The sequence below is a fragment of the Leptospira weilii genome (assembly GCF_006874765.1).
Lineage (GTDB): Bacteria > Spirochaetota > Leptospiria > Leptospirales > Leptospiraceae > Leptospira > Leptospira weilii.
Genome location: NZ_CP040842.1, coordinates 21,451 through 40,415, shown reverse-complemented (window position 1 = coordinate 40,415; position 18,965 = coordinate 21,451). Strand labels below are relative to the sequence as shown.

The 18,965-nt window shown below is 37.4% G+C and carries 15 protein-coding genes and 2 pseudogenes; 6 read left to right on the top strand and 11 right to left on the bottom strand.

The annotated features are described in order from the left end of the window. Nucleotides 1-15: 15 nt before the first annotated feature. A complete protein-coding gene (locus FHG67_RS21220) occupies nucleotides 16-1,182 on the top strand; it encodes a helix-turn-helix domain-containing protein (protein ID WP_142499956.1) in 1,167 nt (388 codons plus the stop codon). 136 nt (nucleotides 1,183-1,318) lie between these two features. On the opposite strand, the gene FHG67_RS21215 is transcribed toward FHG67_RS21220, so the two are convergent. The 7 genes from FHG67_RS21215 to FHG67_RS21185 all read right to left on the bottom strand — a co-directional run bounded on the left by FHG67_RS21215 (nucleotide 1,319) and on the right by FHG67_RS21185 (nucleotide 9,284). Beyond that, the gene (locus FHG67_RS21215; protein WP_232423598.1) at nucleotides 1,319-1,537 is read right to left on the bottom strand and encodes a hypothetical protein; all 219 of its coding nucleotides are present in this window, start codon (nucleotides 1,535-1,537) and stop codon (nucleotides 1,319-1,321) included. Continuing rightward, nucleotides 1,537-3,594, bottom strand: coding sequence for a polymorphic toxin-type HINT domain-containing protein (locus FHG67_RS21210; protein WP_004499339.1), 2,058 nt, complete (start codon nucleotides 3,592-3,594; stop codon nucleotides 1,537-1,539). Before FHG67_RS21210 ends, FHG67_RS21215 begins: the two co-directional genes overlap by 1 nt. A gap of 99 nt (nucleotides 3,595-3,693) precedes the next feature. Next, a complete protein-coding gene (locus FHG67_RS21205) occupies nucleotides 3,694-4,050 on the bottom strand; it encodes a hypothetical protein (protein WP_004497902.1) in 357 nt (118 codons plus the stop codon). A gap of 4 nt (nucleotides 4,051-4,054) precedes the next feature. Next, nucleotides 4,055-5,518: an RHS repeat domain-containing protein gene (locus FHG67_RS21200; protein ID WP_004500952.1), complete on the bottom strand. Its 1,464-nt coding sequence runs from the start codon at nucleotides 5,516-5,518 to the stop codon at nucleotides 4,055-4,057. A 93-nt stretch (nucleotides 5,519-5,611) separates the two neighbouring features. Beyond that, entirely contained in the window at nucleotides 5,612-5,953 is a 342-nt protein-coding gene (locus tag FHG67_RS21195; RefSeq protein ID WP_036074789.1) for a hypothetical protein, read from the bottom strand. A 4-nt stretch (nucleotides 5,954-5,957) separates the two neighbouring features. Next, entirely contained in the window at nucleotides 5,958-7,874 is a 1,917-nt protein-coding gene (locus FHG67_RS21190; RefSeq protein WP_244947499.1) for an RHS repeat domain-containing protein, read from the bottom strand. A gap of 411 nt (nucleotides 7,875-8,285) precedes the next feature. After that, the gene (locus FHG67_RS21185; protein ID WP_142499955.1) at nucleotides 8,286-9,284 is read right to left on the bottom strand and encodes a DUF1016 N-terminal domain-containing protein; all 999 of its coding nucleotides are present in this window, start codon (nucleotides 9,282-9,284) and stop codon (nucleotides 8,286-8,288) included. 309 nt (nucleotides 9,285-9,593) lie between these two features. Between FHG67_RS21185 and FHG67_RS21180 the strand changes: the two are divergent. After that, nucleotides 9,594-10,212 (top strand): annotated as a pseudogene (locus tag FHG67_RS21180) (LBL_2463 family protein). A 17-nt stretch (nucleotides 10,213-10,229) separates the two neighbouring features. Beyond that, on the top strand, nucleotides 10,230-11,144 hold the full coding sequence (locus FHG67_RS21175; RefSeq protein ID WP_004501739.1) for an LIC10906 family membrane protein: 915 nt from the start codon (nucleotides 10,230-10,232) through the stop codon (nucleotides 11,142-11,144). Between the two features lie 18 nt (nucleotides 11,145-11,162). Here the strand turns inward: FHG67_RS21175 and FHG67_RS21170 are convergent, their stop codons facing one another. Next, complete coding sequence (locus tag FHG67_RS21170; RefSeq protein ID WP_004499441.1) at nucleotides 11,163-11,564, bottom strand: helix-turn-helix domain-containing protein; 402 nt, start codon at nucleotides 11,562-11,564, stop codon at nucleotides 11,163-11,165. A 248-nt stretch (nucleotides 11,565-11,812) separates the two neighbouring features. On the opposite strand from FHG67_RS21170, the pseudogene FHG67_RS22545 reads away from it, so the two are divergent. Together FHG67_RS22545 and FHG67_RS21160 are read left to right on the top strand one after the other, a co-directional pair. Further along, nucleotides 11,813-12,009 (top strand): annotated as a pseudogene (locus tag FHG67_RS22545) (LIMLP_19325 family protein). Nucleotides 12,010-12,030: 21 nt separating this feature from the next. Continuing rightward, a complete protein-coding gene (locus FHG67_RS21160) occupies nucleotides 12,031-13,185 on the top strand; it encodes a helix-turn-helix domain-containing protein (RefSeq protein WP_142499954.1) in 1,155 nt (384 codons plus the stop codon). 238 nt (nucleotides 13,186-13,423) lie between these two features. Here the strand turns inward: FHG67_RS21160 and FHG67_RS21155 are convergent, their stop codons facing one another. From FHG67_RS21155 to FHG67_RS21145, 3 genes are all read right to left on the bottom strand, one after another. Beyond that, complete coding sequence (locus FHG67_RS21155; protein ID WP_004500564.1) at nucleotides 13,424-14,077, bottom strand: hypothetical protein; 654 nt, start codon at nucleotides 14,075-14,077, stop codon at nucleotides 13,424-13,426. 2 nt (nucleotides 14,078-14,079) lie between these two features. Next, complete coding sequence (locus tag FHG67_RS21150) at nucleotides 14,080-16,599, bottom strand: RHS repeat-associated core domain-containing protein (protein ID WP_244947500.1); 2,520 nt, start codon at nucleotides 16,597-16,599, stop codon at nucleotides 14,080-14,082. A gap of 437 nt (nucleotides 16,600-17,036) precedes the next feature. Next, on the bottom strand, nucleotides 17,037-18,035 hold the full coding sequence (locus FHG67_RS21145; RefSeq protein ID WP_142499952.1) for a DUF1016 N-terminal domain-containing protein: 999 nt from the start codon (nucleotides 18,033-18,035) through the stop codon (nucleotides 17,037-17,039). A gap of 305 nt (nucleotides 18,036-18,340) precedes the next feature. On the opposite strand from FHG67_RS21145, the gene FHG67_RS21140 reads away from it, so the two are divergent. Further along, a complete protein-coding gene (locus tag FHG67_RS21140; protein ID WP_036086947.1) occupies nucleotides 18,341-18,961 on the top strand; it encodes an LBL_2463 family protein in 621 nt (206 codons plus the stop codon). Nucleotides 18,962-18,965 lie beyond the last annotated feature (4 nt).

Here is an 18,965-nt window from a genome sequence, read left to right as displayed (position 1 = left end):
TTTAAAATCAATATCATGGCCAAGTTCTTTTCAATACTTGATATAAATACAATCGGAATTTTAGATTATGAAAATTTTCTAAAATTGGGTATTATCTATTTTCATGCTTTTGGTGTAGTCATTGGATTTTTATTAGGATTTTCGAAACTTTTTTCAAGTGATGGTTTTAACAAATCATACGGAACGGTTCTTTATTCATCCGTGTTTTTCTTGATTTTGAATAATGGTTTACTTTTCGATCAAGGGGCATTAAAAAGCGAAAATAAAATCACACTTGGATTTTATTACGGTCTGGTTCTTTATTCTAGCCTGGCTGTTTTAATCTGTTTCAAGTATGTATTAGAATCTTTAGATAATCCTTGGATTTATTGCAAAAGACTTTTAGGGACAATTCCTATTACGATTTTACTTTCTTATTTTATTCCCGATCTTTACTTTATATCATTTGTAGATATTTTAGGATTTGTTATTTCAATTTTTACTTTTATTTGGTCTTTGAGTAGGGTTTTAAATACTAACAAATCTATTTTACATTATAATTTTCCCTTTCTATCTTTCCTGATCTCTATTTGTTTTGTTTTTGATTTCTTTGGTTCTGTTTTTTTTAAGAAAGAATGTTTATTCTTTGCGGAATTTATTCCGGGATCAGTCATTTGTTACGCATTTATTTTAGAACGTTTTTTTCCTTCTTTATTTGGCAAGGTTAAAGTCTCAGGCGCGAACATAGACAAAGAAATTGAATCCGAAACCATTCCAACTCCAGAAGTCAAAGAAACAAAAAAATATAAATACCCGCCTAGAGATTTGTTAGAGGGTACTGATTTAGAAAAAGTTAAAATTAAACTGAGTCAATTTATAACTTCCAAAGGTTTTATAGACGAGGAACTTAGACTTCCTGATTTTGCCAGTGACTTAGGTCTTTCCACTCATCAAGCTTCTTACTACTTAAACAAATATCTGAGTCAGAGTTATAACGACTTTCTGAATTTTCATAGAATCAATGAAGTTATGATTATGATGAAGAATAAATCTAATTTCAATCTTTTAACTATCGCTTTTGAATGCGGCTTCAATTCCGCTTCTTCGTTTCACAGGGCTTGTATTAAATTTACCGGGAAATCCCCGCGTGACCTTAGAAATGAACTTCTTTCAAACATTGAAACCCAGAGAAAAGTTGAATGAACAGAAAACAGAATCTATTGTTACTCATCTCTACATAATAAAGTGTCCAAAATTCTGCGTCTAAACCGGGATTTGTGTTAAAATTGGCGCTACTCCTTTATGTAAAGAATCAGTAACTGTAGGACACTAATATAAACTATAAATATTCTTCCAACCTAAGATTCTCAATACCCAATTCTTGTAACGATATCCCAAAAGAATCAGCCTGGGACTTTATTAGATCTAACGTTTCGTAAATTCCCATTCTAACACCTTTTTCGAATTGATCATTTCCTATTTGATTCGTTTTTGAGTGTTTTAATTTTTCTTTTAATAAAACAACCAAATCTTGAAGGAACAATTTATATGTATCCATTATCGCGACCTTATTATTCCCGTTAGAATATCTATTTGTTCATGTGCTCTTTGTATATCCCCCGGCCATTTAACATTTAAGAGATGTTGTTGCTGTCGTGGATCCAAAGTATTCCAGTCACCTTTCCCGTATTGCTGCATATATTTAACTGGATCATTGATTAAATTTTGATGCTCAACTATATTAGTGTTCATAGAAGCAATGCCCTTTTGCAATTCAGAAGTCGGGACCGTTGACATATTCTTTAAAAATCCTGAATGTTTCCCTCCATCCATCGTCTCCTTATATGCCATTCCTAAATCAACCTCACTGCCCCCTCTGACCCAATTCTTCGCACCGGTCGCCATTACTTGAATAGCTTCTTTAAATCTACCACTTCGAATCAGTTCCGAAGCTACCTTTAAACCGCTAACTCCCAACTTTATAGGAGCCATCGCAATATCCGGAGGACAACCGTTCTTACAAGCAGCCTCAAGATAAGCTGCTACATCAAAGACTGCATCCAATGTCCCATCAACAGGACGATTCCCGATCTCTATTAATTTTCTCGCTGCCTCTATCTCCGATTCGGAAGCTCCTGGCATATACTTCAAAAGCGCGTTAAACGCTTCTAAAGACATACTAGGACCGGTAATCACACAATCGTTGTGAACTAAAATACCAACTTTAGTTATATAATACGAATGAGAATCCTCCACTTCAAAGTTGTAAACCGTAGTTGCCCTTTCGGAGATTGAAATCGATGTAATTCCTAATGTCTTCTCGTTCGAAAGAACAGAAAGCTCTCCCGTTCTTAAATCCTTAGCAGCTACCCAGCCCTTGTTTTCAATGTAAAAAGGATGTTCTGACGTCGTCTCTACTTGCGTGCCATTGGAATAAACAATCGTATAAACTACGTTAACTTCTCTTTGAAACGTTTTGACTACTCGGTGATATTCTTGTTCCCCACTCTCCTCATCCCAAGACAACACCTGGTCACCAACTTGAATCTCCTCAATCTTCTTCGTGCCGGTAGCCGTGTGGACTAACGTCCCGGCGATAAAACAAGTCCTTGGAACAAACTCTCCTTGCGAGTTTAGATAACCTTCTCCGCTTGAGTTGAATAAACCCAACGAACCGCCAAACATATCTCCAAAAGAACCAAATACTTCAGAAGGCAAATCCAAACGACTTCCACCAACATCCGGATGATCCAATTTGTATTTGTCAAATATTGCCTGGTCGCTTAAGTCCTCGTAACCAGGTTTGGTTCGTTGTTCATCTAACCATTCCTGTCTCTTCTCGGCTAACTTCTCTGCGGAAGCTGCCGCATTGGCCGCTGCGTTTTCTTGAGTTACAGAATTGTTGTAATCATAAGCAAATCGATTCCAGGCTTGAGAATTGTATTCATCCGGAATTAAAGTATCCGCACTGGTAAATCTCGCAATTCCCGGGTCATAGAATCTTGCATTGTAAAAATAAAACCCAGACTCTCTGTCTAACTCCTGCGAGTTGTATTTGGGAGCAAAGTTTAAATCCCCACGTTGAACAAACGTCTCACCATACGGAAGATACTGCATCTTGGAAAGGGTCTGCCCTTCGTCGTCTAACACAAGAGAGACGGAATCCACTTGATCCGTCAAAAAGTAAGCAAGCGCACCGACTTCGTTTAACGCAGCAATCCGAACCCCGTTCAAATAAACGTTGTTCACACTTGAAAGAACATTTTCGGACTCGATAAACTCCAAACCAAAGAACTTGTTCGGATACAAGATTTCAACATTTGCAAAAAGATTGTTCTTGGGTTCGAGAGAAGACTTTCTAATTCTAAACCCGCCTTCGTCATACCAGTAATTTCCAAGAATCGCATTGTTTCCGTCTTGAATCTGAGTAATTCGATCTTGGGAATCGACTTGAATCCGTTTTGTTAAGTCTTTCGCGTTGTCTCTTTGTCTCGTGAGATTTCCACTCGCGTCGTACGTTTCAAGTGAATAGGAGTTAGGGATTAGTAGATAGGGCGGCTCCGCTTCGCGAACCGGGCTCTCAGCTCCAGTCAATAAATTGAAAGAAAAAAACATTATACAAAGTATTGCCTTCAGTCTCAATTTATTGACTACGCCTCCATCCCTTCCGCTTTGTGAAAGAAATGTTTTGCTGTTGTTTTGTCAGATCTCATTTTAGTCAGTGCGAGACTCAGGATTTTCCATAAGGCTACCAATTATAATAAATTTAGAATAACTTTTCAATCCTGATTCATTCAGATCTTTGTATTCTTTAGTTAGAAGTAGCCCTACATTTATCGTCCAATCCAATTCTTTAATATCTTTAACAAAATGATCATCCTTTTTGTATCGTGATGATAAAACTAAAACATCTCCTTCAACATCTTTAATTCTTAATTTATGATTTGTTTTAAAAAGAATACAATCATCATCAATAATCTTTAAAATTTTTCCCTTGATTATATTTTTTCCATCGGGCCCCACGAAATCCCAGGGTTCAGCGACTAAAATATAGTATTCTTTTTCCTTCATGATTTTACTTTAAAGGTTGAACATTTATTAATTTAACTCTCACAGGATCGGTTGTCATAAATTCAGATCCTTTGCCGGGTTGTCCATAATCAGGATCTACTTTTGTACTGTATTTCTTATACTTCGGATCATTTAGAATTTCAAATTCAACTCTGTGAGTAGGTTTATTTTCCAATGAAAGTCTTTCCTGGGCCTTTGCTCCCGATTTGTATAAATCTTTTGTGAAAAATGTTTTACCTGGATTTCCACCTCTTAGCATCCCAGTATCTTTGATAGCTTGCACTTCACCTTTCGTAACATAACGATAGCCTGATGTAGTGGAAGTGTTTTTCGCTTCAAAAGGAGAAACATTTGTTTGATTTTTTATCCCCGCATTTCCGCCATGAGTCGCTCCACTTTTATTGCCTTTGTCAATAAAATTCTTAACATCAGCTTTGTTCAAAGGATCAAGACCCGCTTTGCTCATGTCCTTGGCTTCGTTTGGAGTTGCTGATGTGCTTCGAGGTTTGTCAGGAAGGTTTGGTTTGTCTTCTTTTGAGCCTAATAAATTAGCGAGCAGACCACTAGCGGCAGCTCCTAATCCTCCCGAGTATCCGCCGCTTGAATTTGAAGAGTTCGACCTTGCAACGGAACCACCACCGCCGCCCATTAACGCTTCCGTTTTACACGGAGTTCTTGAGGTAGTGCAGGCATCATGCCCCGTCGGATCTTTCGCCCCAATCGGATTTCCCTTCACATACGAAAACCGATTCCAGCCTTGGGTATCAAACTCCCCGTCAATAATCGTATCCGCACTGGTAAACCTTGCAATCCCCGGGTCGTAATACCTCGCGTTGTAAAAGTAAAACCCAGACTCTCTATCTAACTCTTGTGAGTTGTATTTCGGGGCAAAGTTTGAATCCCCACGCTGGACAAACGTCTCACCATACGGAAGATACTGCATCTTGGAAAGGGTCTGCCCTTCGTCGTCTAACACAAGAGAGACGGAATCCACTTGATCGGTGAGAAAATACGCAAGCGCACCGACTTCGTTTAACGCGGCAATCCGAACCCCGTTCAAATAAACGTTGTTCACGCTTGAAATAACGTTCTCAGCTTCGATGAACTCCAACCCGTAAAACTTGCTTGGATACAAAATCTCTACGTTGGCAAATTGATTGTTCTTGGGTTCTAAGGAACTCTTTCGGATTCTAAATCCACCTTCGTCATACCAGTAACTTCCGAGAATCGCATTGTTGCCGTCTTGGATCTGAGTAATTCGATCTTGAGAATCGACTTGAATTCGTTTGGTTAAATCCTTTGCATTGTCTCTTTGTCTCGTGAGATTCCCATTGGCGTCGTACGTTTCAAGTGAATAGGAGTTAGGGATTAGTGGATAGGGCGGCTCCGCTTCGCGGACCGGGCTCTCTGCTCCAGTCAATAAATTGAATGCAAAAAACGTTATACAAAGTATTGTCTTCAGTCCCAATTTATTGACTACGCCTCCATCCCTTCCGCGGGGAATCTATGTTCCACTGTTGTTTTTGTCAGATCCCAATTTTAGTCTTTGCGAGGCTCGATCTCACTTATCACTAAATCTAATGCTACCTATAATCACATATTTTGAATTCTTTTCCAATTCTTTTCGATTCATATTTTCGTAATCTTTTGTTAATAATAAACCCCCGCCAAATGTCCAAAATCCATTAATTTCTAATGAATCAAAGTGATGCCCAGTGTGTCTTGATAATAACACTAAAATATCCCCTTGCATATTGTCAAAATGTAGAATGTGATTAGTCTTGAAAAGAACACAGTCATTATCAACGACCTTTAATATATTTCCTTTAATTATGTTCTCTCCATCTGGTCCTGTGAAATCCCAAGGCTCTCCGACTGATATATAGAATATTTTTTCTTTCATAACTTTACTTTAAAGGTTGAACATTTATTAATTTAACTTTTACAGGATCAATCGTCATAAATTCAGATCCTTTGCCGGGCTGTCCATATAAGGGATCGACTTTATTTCCATGCTTTTCGTAATTAGGACTACCCTTGACTTCAAACTCAACTCTGTGAGTAGGTGTATCTTTTAATGAAAGTCTTTCTTGTGCTTTGGAACCAGACTTGTATAAATCTTTAGTAAAATAAGTTTCACCGTCTCTACCCCCTCTTAGCATTCCAGTATCTTTGATAGCTTGCACTTCACCTTTCGTAACATAACGATAACCTGATGTAGTGGAAGTATTTTTCGCTTCAAAAGGAGAAGCATTTGTTTGATTTTTTGTCCCCGAATTACCGCCATGTGTTGCTCCACTTTTATTGCCTTTGTCAAGAAAATTCTTAACATCAGCTTTGTTCAAAGGATCAAGACCCGCTTTGCTCATGTCCTTGGCTTCGTTTGGAGTCGCTGATGTACTTCGAGGTTTGTCAGGAAGGTTTGGTTTGTCTTCTTTTGAGCCTAATAAATTAGCGAGCAGACCGGTGGCAGCAGCACCGAGTCCGCCGGAAGTACTGCCATTTGATGGTCTTGCAACGGACCCACCACCTCCGCCCATTAGCGGCTCTGTTTTGCACTGGGTTTTCCCCATAGTACAAGCATCATGCCCCGTCGGATCTTTTGCCCCGATCGGATTCCCCTTCACATACGAGAAACGGTTCCAACCTTGAGTATCAAACTCACCGTCAATAATCGTATCCGCACTGGTAAACCTTGCAATCCCCGGGTCATAAAATCTCGCGTTGTAAAAGTAAAACCCAGACTCCCGATCAAGTTCTTGAGAGTTGTATTTCGGAGCAAAATTTAAATCTCCGCGTTGAACGAACGTCTCCCCATACGGAAGATACTGCATCTTACTCAGGGTCTTTCCATCATCGTCTAACACAAGAGAGACGGAATCCACTTGATCGGTAAGAAAATACGCAAGCGCCCCCACTTCGTTTAACGCAGCAATCCGAACCCCGTTCAGATAAACGTTGTTCACAGAAGTGATAACGTTCTCAGATTCAATAAACTCAAAACCAAAGAACTTGCTCGGATACAAAATCTCAACATTTGCAAAAAGATTGTTCTTGGATTCGAGAGAAGACTTTCTAATTCTAAAACCACTTTCGTCATACCAGTAACTTCCGAGTGTGGCTCCGTTCCCGTCTTGGATCTGAGTAATTCGATCTTGAGAATCGACTTGAATTCGTTTGGTTAAATCCTTTGCATTGTCTCTTTGTCTCGTGAGATTCCCATTGGCGTCGTATTGCATGACGAACGCATCATTCCCGGATTTACTGGAATCAATGTTCGTCACCTGGTGATTTGTATATTGGTAACTCCATTCATCCGTGATATTTCCACTCACAGGATCATGAACTCGTTTGGAAGTTAAGTTTCCATTCTTTGCATAGCTAAAACTTTGCTGAAATTCTCTCGAAAGGTTTCCTTCTGCAATTCCTAGATAACTACCGGTCGCATTTGTTAAACGACCCAGCCCGTCATAGCCATAGTCGTATTGCGCGCTCCAGTCCGTAGAATTGTTTGCAATTCCCGTAATGTTGTTGTTTGGATTAAACGAATAGACTGCGTCTTGTAAAACTTTTGTGCTTCCATCCACATCCCCGGAAGAATTCAGTCGGACCATTCTCCCTTTCACATATTCTAGTGGATAGGGTTTAGGAATCAGTGGATAGGGCGGCTTTCGGAGAAAGGATCTTTTGTATTTTAATGTTCTATTGTATTCAACATGATTGATTCTTTTTTGTTTCTCCGAAACCGGGCTCTTCGCTTCAATCTGCAAAGCAACATGAAGTAGTATCGTTAATAGAAGTATTCTATTCATCACATGTTGCATTGCAGTATTTCCGCTTCGATCCCATGCCGCTTCGTGGGTCTATGCTTCACTGTTGTTCAAGTGAGATTCCAGAGTGCGACCCATGGAATCTTTCTGTTGAATTCAGAGCCGGGCACTGAATTACTTTCGTTTGTAGAGAAAAATGGTTCCTTTATTCCAGTGAACACGCGCCACACTAAATTGTCCCACTTCGTAAGTCTATGTTATTTCTTTTCTTCTTTTAGATCTCTCTTACTCAAAGAAAATCGTTTTCAAAGAACATGCTTTTGATCTCTTCGCACCGTCGGTGCAGTCGAACTTAGTTTTGTAAAAAACTCCGAGATTTCAGCACTCTTAAGTAAAATATAATATAATTACTATATATCGCAAACATTTTTAATCCTTTTCGATTCAATAAAAATTCCAACACCTTTAACCGATTTCAGCTAATTCCTGATTTAAATACATTCCTTCCCTAAAAATATCTACAGGATCCTGGATTTTCTTTTTTGAATACAAAACCTCTCCAACGTATCTTCCATAGACATCTTTGGAGCGGCTTCTGACGATCACCTTAGTCTTTAAAGGCAATCTCTTCTTTAAAGACTCAAAATTATCTTCCCCTTCGGGCGAACCCAATTCTGCAGCCCAAACATTATGCAAACGGATTCTTTGTCTGGTTATCACGTTAAAACCTAATTCAAACTTGATTAAGAGCGTATCCCCGTCAATAATCCGTTCTATTTCACCAAAGTAAAAGTAAAGCTCCGAGGTTTTGTCCGATTTTGATTTTGACAATGTCCAACTTCTATTTTGTTTCTCGATTTGTACAATGTCGCCAATCTTGTACTTATCGCTAAGACGCGAACTTGGCAATTCGTAATAGCAGTAAAAACCCAAATCGACTAACAACGTACCTTTGTCTTTCGATGTATCCTTAATTTTATAATTCCAAAGAACTCCCTCCGGACGTCTCCATCTCAAAGTGGGAGCTTTTCTTAAGTCTCCGATGTCCCGAACTCGAAACGCCAGATCATCACGATTCCAATTTCTTTCGATCGCCTCTTTCATTAGCTTCCCTCGAATATTTACATCCGCAATAGAAGACAAAATACGATAATGACTCCAGCTTAACCTAACATCGATTTTACTATTTCCGTAAATTTCATAAAACTTACGCGCATAAAAAAGATTGCGTTCCGAAAAACCTCTCTTGAGATGTTTTTGTAACTCCTTTGAAATTGATTTCATCCAACTACCTGTTGACCTTTCTTGTTCTGTGGCTTTTCGTTCCACAGTTTGCAAAATCCTTCCAATCTCTCGATTGGCTTCTAATACTTCCGAATTGCCGTTCAATGAGCTTTGAAGACGCATCTCTTCGTATGCTTTCAATATCTTAGATATGACTTTATTTAATTCGGTGCGCTTCAAGGGTTTACTCTGTATTCAGTAATACTAAATTAGAATTCTACTTCTTTTTTCGTCTTGTTTGTTTTAGATAAATAACGTTATTGTTTTTTGTCAGTAGTTATCTCTAACACAAATTCCGAATATTCTTCCGAAGGGATAAAAAATCGGCTTTGAATCGGTCTATTCTAATACTCTGTTTTTAAATCCTTGTTTGGGACGTACGTCGTTAGAATTTCCTATTTATTGCAAACGAACTTTTTTCAAATGTCCCAACCACATTTCAAATTTAAATGATTGATCTTTTTATTATAATATGACATAATTTTAAATATGTCACATTTAACTCTAAACCCACCTTCACTCAATGAAAATAGGATTCAAGGGCTGGAAAACCCTATAGAACTCATACGTGTAAAGAATTTTATCCAAAGTATATTTTCTAAGAACGGGTACAATAAATCACCCTATGCCTCTGTCGATCTTGATCCTTGGTCGACTTGGTTCTACGTTACCGACTCGGAAAAGAAAATTCTATCTGCAATGAGAATTGTAGAAAAAAAACCTAATAACTTTCTCCCAATTGAAATGGGAGTCATTTATGGTTCCAATCCACAAAAAAGATATGTTGTGCTGGAAGAGAACGTTGCTGATTGGAACAAACAACGTTGCATTTTTACGCACTTTAATGGGCGGAAAAGCTGCAACAATCAACTTTAAGATGGTTGTCAAACATTGCTTGCAAAAGAATTATTCGAAAGTTTACGGTATGTATCATCAAAAATTAGCATCTATCGAAAGAATTTATCTGTCGGCAGGGGCAGAATTATCAAAACGTTTTTCCAAACCGGTTTTTTTTCCGGAAGATTATATCGATCAAGAATTGGTTCTCCTAAACATCATCGAAATCGATAAAACAAGTTTACAAAAAATTCATGTTAATTTAATGTAATTCTTGAGGAAATTTCGATGAATGTCCCGATAGCTATTAATTTACTTTGCCCCTTCACTGTTTTACTTTTAGGAATTTATGTGATTCGGTTAGAACATCGAAAAAACCCAAAAGCACCAAAGTATTTCTTTGCACTTTCCTTATCTATCAGCCTTTGGTCGCTTCTTTCTGGAATCCGTTATTTAATTCCGGCAGAAACATACACGATTGCGCCAAGTATAACTTTGCTTCCCGCAATTTTCCTGCCATTTCTTCTAAATCATCAGTTCATCATGAATCTAATTCAACCTGATTTTAGACAAAGAAAAGTTATAGTTTTGTTCAATTCGATAGCCCTGATTTATTTCTTTTTTTCCTGTGTTTCCTTGAATATGATTGAGATAATAGACTACCAGACATCCTCCTATAAACCCCTATTAGCATATCATATTTTAATTCTCTATTCGTTTGGATCTGTGGGATTTTCCATTTTTTTAATTTTAAAAAAAACGATTACTTCTTCCGGTTCCGAGAGAGTACAATTTACCTTGCTTGGACTTGGAGTCTTAATCAGTTTATTTACTACGATTCTACTTGTATATATTTTACCCATATTCGCCGGAATTTTCAAAGGGTATTTGACCCCTATCGGATTGATTCCCTCTTGCTTTTTATGGGCCGTTGCAATTCTTCAATATAACGCATTTGAAATCAAATATGCTATTCTTGATGGCGATAAAGTACCGGCGTTAACTCGAATATCTTTAAACTTCTTTATGTTACTTTTTAAAATTTTAGACCCTGTAGGGTTTAGAAATAGCAACTTACAATACAAAAAATCTTTTTCCTCAGATTTCCTGGTTACCGACTTAAAGCTTAGATTAAAAACGGAATTGAACCATTATCAAAGGTCAGAAGCGCTGGCTCGACGATTTGATCAATATATTAAATAATTTTAAATTCATAGAACGCTATTCGCCTAAAAGACAATTGATAATCAAATCAACGGCCTCTCGATTTTTATCCGACAGTTTAAAATACGAATCAAAACTCTTTTTAGATTTTGGATAATATTCCATTTTTCTAAAAAATCGGTCCAAAACCTCGAATTTGTTTACAAGATCTTCTTTCATTTCGTCTTCAAGTGGATGTTTAGGTCCTTTGCCTTTCAAAATCCAATCCATTTTATATCCGTGAACAACCTCAATCACAAATGCGGTTTGTTCCGATACTTCAGTTTCATCGTTTTCCAATTTGCTCAATTGGGATTGAGATAAAAAAATCGAAGTTGAAAATTCCTCCTGATTCAATTTCCGGCCAAGCCCTTCCGTACGAATAAATTTAATTCTTTGTCCTGGTGTTTGTGCTTTCATTTTTTATTATAATAGAATATTTTTTTATTGATTTTTAGTCATATTTCATATTTATCATCTTACAAAATATACCGCAGTTTATTACGATCAGTTTATAGATTATCAAAGGAGGAATTACGCAACTGAAAAGTAAAAAAGAAATCGGGCAGAAGGATTCTATTTTCAACAATCAAAAGGCTCCCTTTTCTCTCTCAACTAAACATACAAATTATCGGACCTAAAATAAGAAACTAAACTAGGAACAAACCATGATTTTCAATTATTTCCAAATAAATCCCTTAGAAATCTCTAATTCCGATTTAGACAAGTATGAGAAATACTTAGGTAAATCATAATAAACGACGAGGACAGAGAGGCAATCTTGAAATTCACAAGCTTTCGTAGGGTTTTCGCTACCAGAACAAGACACACCTTGAAAGGATCCCGGCTAACCGACAAAGCGTAAAAGATAATTAGATAAAACTTTATGAACACAGCCGAAATTTTCAATTATAAAAGTTTTCTACAATTGGGTATCCTTTATTTCCATGCCTTTGGTGTTGGTATCGGTTTAATTTTAGGATTTTCGAAACTTTTTTCGGATGATAATTTTAACAAATCTTACGGTACGGTTTTATATTCAACGGTAATCTTTCTGATTTTAAATAACGGTATCCTTATCGATCAAGGAACTTTACGAAACGAAAGTAGAATTTTATTCGGTTTTTATTACAGTCTAGTTTTATATTCCAGTTTGGCCGCATTCGTCTGTTTCAAGTATGTATTAGAATCTTTAGATAATCCTTGGATTTATTGCAAAAGACTTTTAGGGACAATTCCTATTACGATTTTACTTTCTTATTTTATTCCCGATCTTTACTTTATATCATTTGTAGATATTTTAGGATTTGCGATTTCAATTTTTACTTTTATTTGGTCTTTGAGTAGGGTTTTAAATACTAACAAATCTATTTTATTTTTCAATCTTCCCTTTCTATCTTTCTTAATCTCTATTTGTTTTGTTTTTGATTTCTTTGGTTCTGTTTTTTTTAAGAAAGAATGTTTATTCTTTGCGGAATTTATTCCGGGATCAGTCATTTGTTACGCATTTATTTTAGAACGTTTTTTTCCTTCTTTATTTGGCAAGGTTAAAGTCTCAGGCGCGAACATAGACAAAGAAATTGAATCCGAAACCATTCCAACTCCAGAAGTCAAAGAAACAAAAAAATATAAATACCCGCCTAGAGATTTGTTAGAGGGTACTGATTTAGAAAAAGTTAAAATTAAACTGAGTCAATTTATAACTTCCAAAGGTTTTATAGACGAGGAACTTAGACTTCCTGATTTTGCCAGTGACTTAGGTCTTTCCACTCATCAAGCTTCTTACTACTTAAACAAATATCTGAGTCAGAGTTATAACGACTTTCTGAATTTTCATAGAATCAATGAAGTTATGATTATGATGAAGAATAAATCTAATTTCAATCTTTTAAATATCGCTCTCGAATGCGGTTTCAATTCCGCTTCTTCGTTTCACAGGGCTTGTATTAAGTTTACCGGGAAATCCCCTCGGGATCTTAGAAATGAACTTCTTTCAAACATTGAAACCAGTAATAAAGCAGAAAAACAATCGGATTTATAATTATTATTTTGGTTATAATTGCAGTAAAAATTGAGACGTTTTCTTTTCTTCGCACCGGCGTGGCGTTCTGAAACTCAATCATTTCTTACAAAAACGCTATATTAATGATTTCGTAAGTTATTTCATTTCTTCTTTCAGATTTTTCTTACTCAAAGAAAGTTTTTCTTAATCTCCCTGTTTTCTTGTGTAATTCCTATGCTGTTTTAGTTTGTACAAAACTCAGACACTCTCAAAAAAATTATTCAATTATTGAAAAGTTAATTTGAGAGCCTTCTGGTAAGTCTTTTATTTGGTTGAATATTTCTCCACGCCAGTTCATAGCCTTCACCAATTCGATTGCATGTAGATTATCAAGAGAATATTCTCCACCTAAGCAAAAAGGAATTTTTGGTATTAATCTATATCCGAATGGGATAGCACCATTTTCTTGTTGCCAATTATGAATTAGAGAATACCCAGTAAAAAATTCATAATCGGAAAGTATTTGCTCCGCCCAGTTTTCAATTGAATCTGCTATAAATTCAAATTCTCCGGTTTCAGCATCTAAGGAGTAGATTACGTCATCTTCAAAGCAAAATTGATTACCGAAAGCATCTTCTGCAAAGCAAAAACAACTATTAATCTTATCATTTTGATATGCGCTTTTCCAAACTTCTGGATTATTCCACCATATAATGTTATAATCTTGTTTTTGTTCTTCGCTAAAATGAAAGAAATGAAGTGCTGATTCAAATGCCATAAAACCGTTTCGATAATTTAAAATTTCTATAATTTCCTTTAAAGCTTTTTGAGACTTGCTAAGTGAAATAAAACTTTCTTGAATTTTATTTTTATCGAAAGCTATTCCAATATCTTTACTTGAGATTTGAATCAGATTGGATAATTCACTCATATTTAATCTCCAATGGTGATTTTGACTTTTGACCCATTCGGTAAGCCTTTGCAGGCATTACCAAGACACGCTCCCGAACCACGATTATCACTTGATGGAATATTACGCACGCTTGAGCCTTTTCCACCTTCTTTGAATAGAGCAGGCGGATATTCATCACGATCTTTTCCAGGTTGTCTTTCGACACCCTTAAGGGATTCTCTTCTTCTATCTTTCGCACCTCCTCGGTCAATTGTTAAAGTGCTTGGTTTCCCTGATTTTTGAGCATCTTCAACATGTTTTGCAGATTCTGGATATTTACTTTTACTAATTTTAATTTCTTTAACATTTTCAGTTTTGCTTGCTGATATGTTATTCTTTCGAGCTTGACTTGAATTAGTAATTGAAGTTGATCCTTTTGAACTTCCTTGTCCACCTCTGCCTGATAGACTTGAATTTCCCATCCCACTTCTAATAGGTCCACCACCACCGCCCGTCATGAGTTCGGTCTGAACTTGATGCTTTAATAAAGCATCAGATATATGCCCTGTCGGATCTTTCGCCCCAATCGGATTCCCCTTCACATACGAGAATCGGTTCCAACCTTGTGTATCCCACTCGCCGTCAATGATCGCATCCGCACTTGTGAAACGGGCAATCCCCGGATCGTAAAATCTTGCGTTGTAAAAATAAAACCCAGACTCTCGATCGAGTTCCTGCGAGTTGTATTTGGGAGCAAAGTTTGTATCCCCACGTTGAACGAACGTCTCCCCGTAAGGCAAGTATTGCATCTTAGAAAGAGTCTTCCCTTCGTCATCTAACACAAGAGAAACGGAATCCACTTGATCGGTGAGAAAATACGCAAGCGCACCCACTTCGTTTAACGCGGCAATCCGAACCCCATTCAAATAAACGTTGTTCACAGAAGTGATAACGTTCTCAGCTTCGATGAACTCCAACCCGTAAAACTTGCTTGGATACAAAATCTCTACGTTTGCAAATTGATTGTTCTTTGGTTCTAAAGAAGACTTTCGGATCCGAAACCCGCCTTCGTCATACCAGTAACTACCAAGAATCGCATTGTTTCCGTCTTGGATCTGCGTAATGCGATCTTGAGAATCAACTTGAATCCGTTTGGTCAAGTCTTTAGCGTTGTCTCTTTGACGAATCAAGTTTCCACTCGCGTCGTATTGCATGACAAAAGCATCATTCCCGGATTTAGAAGAATCAATATTTGTCACTTGGTGGTTTGTGTATTGGTAACTCCACTCGTCAGAAATTGCACCACTCGCAGGATCGTGAATTCTCTTCGCAGTTAGATTTCCATTCTTTGCATACGAATAGCTCTGCTGAAATTCTCTCGAAAGATTTCCTTCTGCAATTCCTAGATAACTACCGGTCGCGTTTGTTAAACGACCCAGCCCGTCATAGCCATAATCATACTGCGCGCTCCAGTCTGTGGAATTGTTTGCAATTCCCGTAATGTTGTTGTTTGGATTGAACGAATAAACCGCGTCTTGTAAGACTTTGTTGCTTCCGTCCACATCCCCGGAAGAATTCAGTCTCACCATTCTCCCTTTGACGTCATAGCCGTAGGTAGTTTGAATCCCGTTTCCAAGAGTCAGGCTCGCAGTCTGGCCGAACTCGTTGTAGGTAATGTTTTCTACAATATCCTTGTTGCAATATCCCGGTAAGATCCCGTTTGTATTGACTTGAACTGAAATTTCCGAGATATACCCAGCGCTTCCGTATTCGTAACAAGCCCGCATTCTACCGTGAGAAATCGGATGTTCCGGGTAATCGATACGAGTCACACGACCGAGTAAGTCATATTTCGTTTCTGTAATGTATGGTCCTTGGGTTTCTGTAGGAAGAGGATTCCCTGCCGACGTTGCAAGGATCATTCGGGTTTCTTTTTTGACTCTTCCCAGTTTGTCATAGCTAAAGGTTTTACTTTGGTTTCCGTCTTCTACTCGGACCAGTTTTCCGAGTGCGTTTTCTGCTCCCGGAAAAGAATCATACGAATACTGAATATTCCCTTCCGGGATATTTTTAGTAAGGATACGGCCAATCCCGTCATACGACAAGTTTGTCGTAACCCCTTTTGCGTTCGTGCTACTTGTTAAATCTCCAAATGCGTTGTAATTGTAGGAACTCACACCTAAGTCCGGATCACTTTCGGCACGTAACTTCCCAAATGCGTCGTAACTCCAATAGGTCTGGTTTCTTCCGGAAATGTCTTTTGTGGGAACTCCCGCAGTCGCATTGGGACAACTCATCAAACTTGAATCGTTTAAGTCACTTTTCCGAGTACGATTCCCGGCAATGTCGTAACAAAAACCGATCTTGGCCCCTGTCCCGTCGGAAGAAAAGTCTTCCACATATTTTAGTGGACAGGGTTCAGGAATTAGTGGATAGGGCGGCTTTCGGAGAAAGGATCTTTTGCATTTTAATGTTCTATTGTATTCAACATTATTGATTCTTTTTTGTTTCTCCGAAACCGGGCTCTCGGCTCCAGTCAATAAATTGAAACAAAGTAACATTATACAAAGTATTGTCTTTAGTCCCAATTTATTGACTCCGCTTCGATCCCTGCCGCTTCGTGGGTCTATGCTTCACTGTTGTTCAAGTGAGATTCCAGAGTGCGACCCATGGAATCTTTCTGTTGAATTCAGAGCCGGGCACTGAATTACTTTCGTTTGTAGAGAAAAATGGTTCCTTTATTCCAGTGAACACGCGCCACACTAAATTGTCCCACTTCGTAAGTCTATGTTATTTCTTTTCTTCTTTTAGATCCCTCTTAATCAAAGAAAATCGTTTTCAAAGAACATGCTTTTGATCTCTTCGCACCGTCGGTGCAGTCGAACTTAGTTTTGTAAAAAACTCCGAGATTTCAGCGCTCTTAAGTAGAATATAATACAATTACTATATATCGCAAACATTTTTAATCCTTTTCGATTCAATAAAAATTCCAACACCTTTAACCGATTTCAGCTAATTCCTGATTTAAATACATTCCTTCCCTAAAAATATCTACAGGATCCTGGATTTTCTTTTTTGAATACAAAACCTCTCCAACGTATCTTCCATAGACATCTTTGGATCTGCTTCTAACGATCACCTTAGTCTTTAAAGGCAATCTCTTCTTTAAAGACTCAAAATTATCTTCCCCTTCAGGCGAACCCAATTCTGCAGCCCAAACATTATGCAAACGGATTCTTTGTCTGGTTATCACGTTAAAACCTAATTCAAATTTGACTAAGATCGTATCCCCATCAATAACGCGCTCTATTTCACCAAAGTAAAAATAGAGTTCCGAAACATGAACCGATTTTGATTTTGACAATGTCCAATATCCCTTTCGCTTTTCGATTTGTACAATGTCGCCAATCTTGTATTTACCGCTAAGACGCGAACTTGGCAATTCGTAATAGCAGTAAAAACCCAAATCAACTAACAACGTATCTTTGTCTTTTGATATATCTTTAATTTTATAATTCCAAAGAACTCCCTCCGGACGTCTCCATCTCAAAGTGGGAGCTTTTCTTAAGTCTCCGATGTCCCGAACTCGAAACGCCAGATCATCACGATTCCAATTCCTTTCAATCGCCTCTTTCATTAGCTTCTCTCGAATATTTGCATCCGCAATAGAAGACAAAATACGATAATGACTCCAGCTTAACCTAACATCGATTTTACTATTGCCGTAAACTTCATAGAACTTGCGTGCGTAAAAAAGATTGCGTTCCGAAAAACCTCTCTTGAGATGTTTTTGTAACTCCTTTGAAATTGATTTCATCCAACTACCTGTTGACCTTTCTTGTTCTGTGGCTTTTCGTTCCACAGTATGCAAAATCTTTCCGATCTCTCGATTGGCTTCTAATACTTCCGAATTGCCGTTCAATGAGCTTTGAAGGCGCATCTCTTCGTATGTTTTCAATATCTTAGATATGACTTTATTTAATTCGCTGCGCTTCAAAGGCATACTCTGTATTCAGTAATACTAAATTAGAATTCTAATTCTTTTCGTCTTGTTTGTTTTAGATAAAAAGCGTTATTGTTTTTTGTCAGTAGTTATCTATAACACAAATTCCAAATATTCTTCCGAAGGAATGAAAAATCGGGTTGGGTCGGCCTGCTCTAATACTCTGTTTTTAAATCTTTGTTTGGGACGCACTTCGTTAAAGTTTCCTATTTACTGCAAACGAACTTTTTTCAAATGCCCCAACCACATTCCAAATTTAAATGATTGTAATTTTATTATAATATGACATAATTATGATTATGTCACTTACAACCCAAAAAACAAAACCAGTTAATAAATTTCACGTAATCCGGTTATCTGGATTAGAAAACCAAGAGGAATTATATCACGTTAAAAAATTTGCCGGCGATGTTTTTAATAACTTCGGATATACAAAATCTTTATATACCGCCGTAGACATGGATCTTTGGTCTACGTGGTTTTATGTCCGTGAGGGATCAGAAATTTTAGCCGCTATGCGGATTGTAGAAAAAAAACCAAATAATCTAATTCCTTTAGAATTAGGAATTGTTAAAGGTAGCGATCCTATTCAAAGGTATGCAGTAATTGGCGATAATATAGCAGATTGGAATTCTGTAAGTTTTCTTTTAAGTAAAAAAGCAATGTTTGCAGCCGTCAATGTATTTCATGCAGCAGCTCAGTATTGTATTGATAAAAACTTTGATATGGTCTACGGGTTTTATCACAAAAAAGTAAATTCCATCGTTAAACTTTATACTTCAATAGGTGCAATCCCATCTAAAAAATACGAAAAAGAAGTCTATTTTCCGGAATGTTATTATAACGATGAACTTGTTTATCTTACACCAATCGAAATTTCTAAAGGCGCTTTACAAAAAATTAAGACAAGATTATGGTGACTTG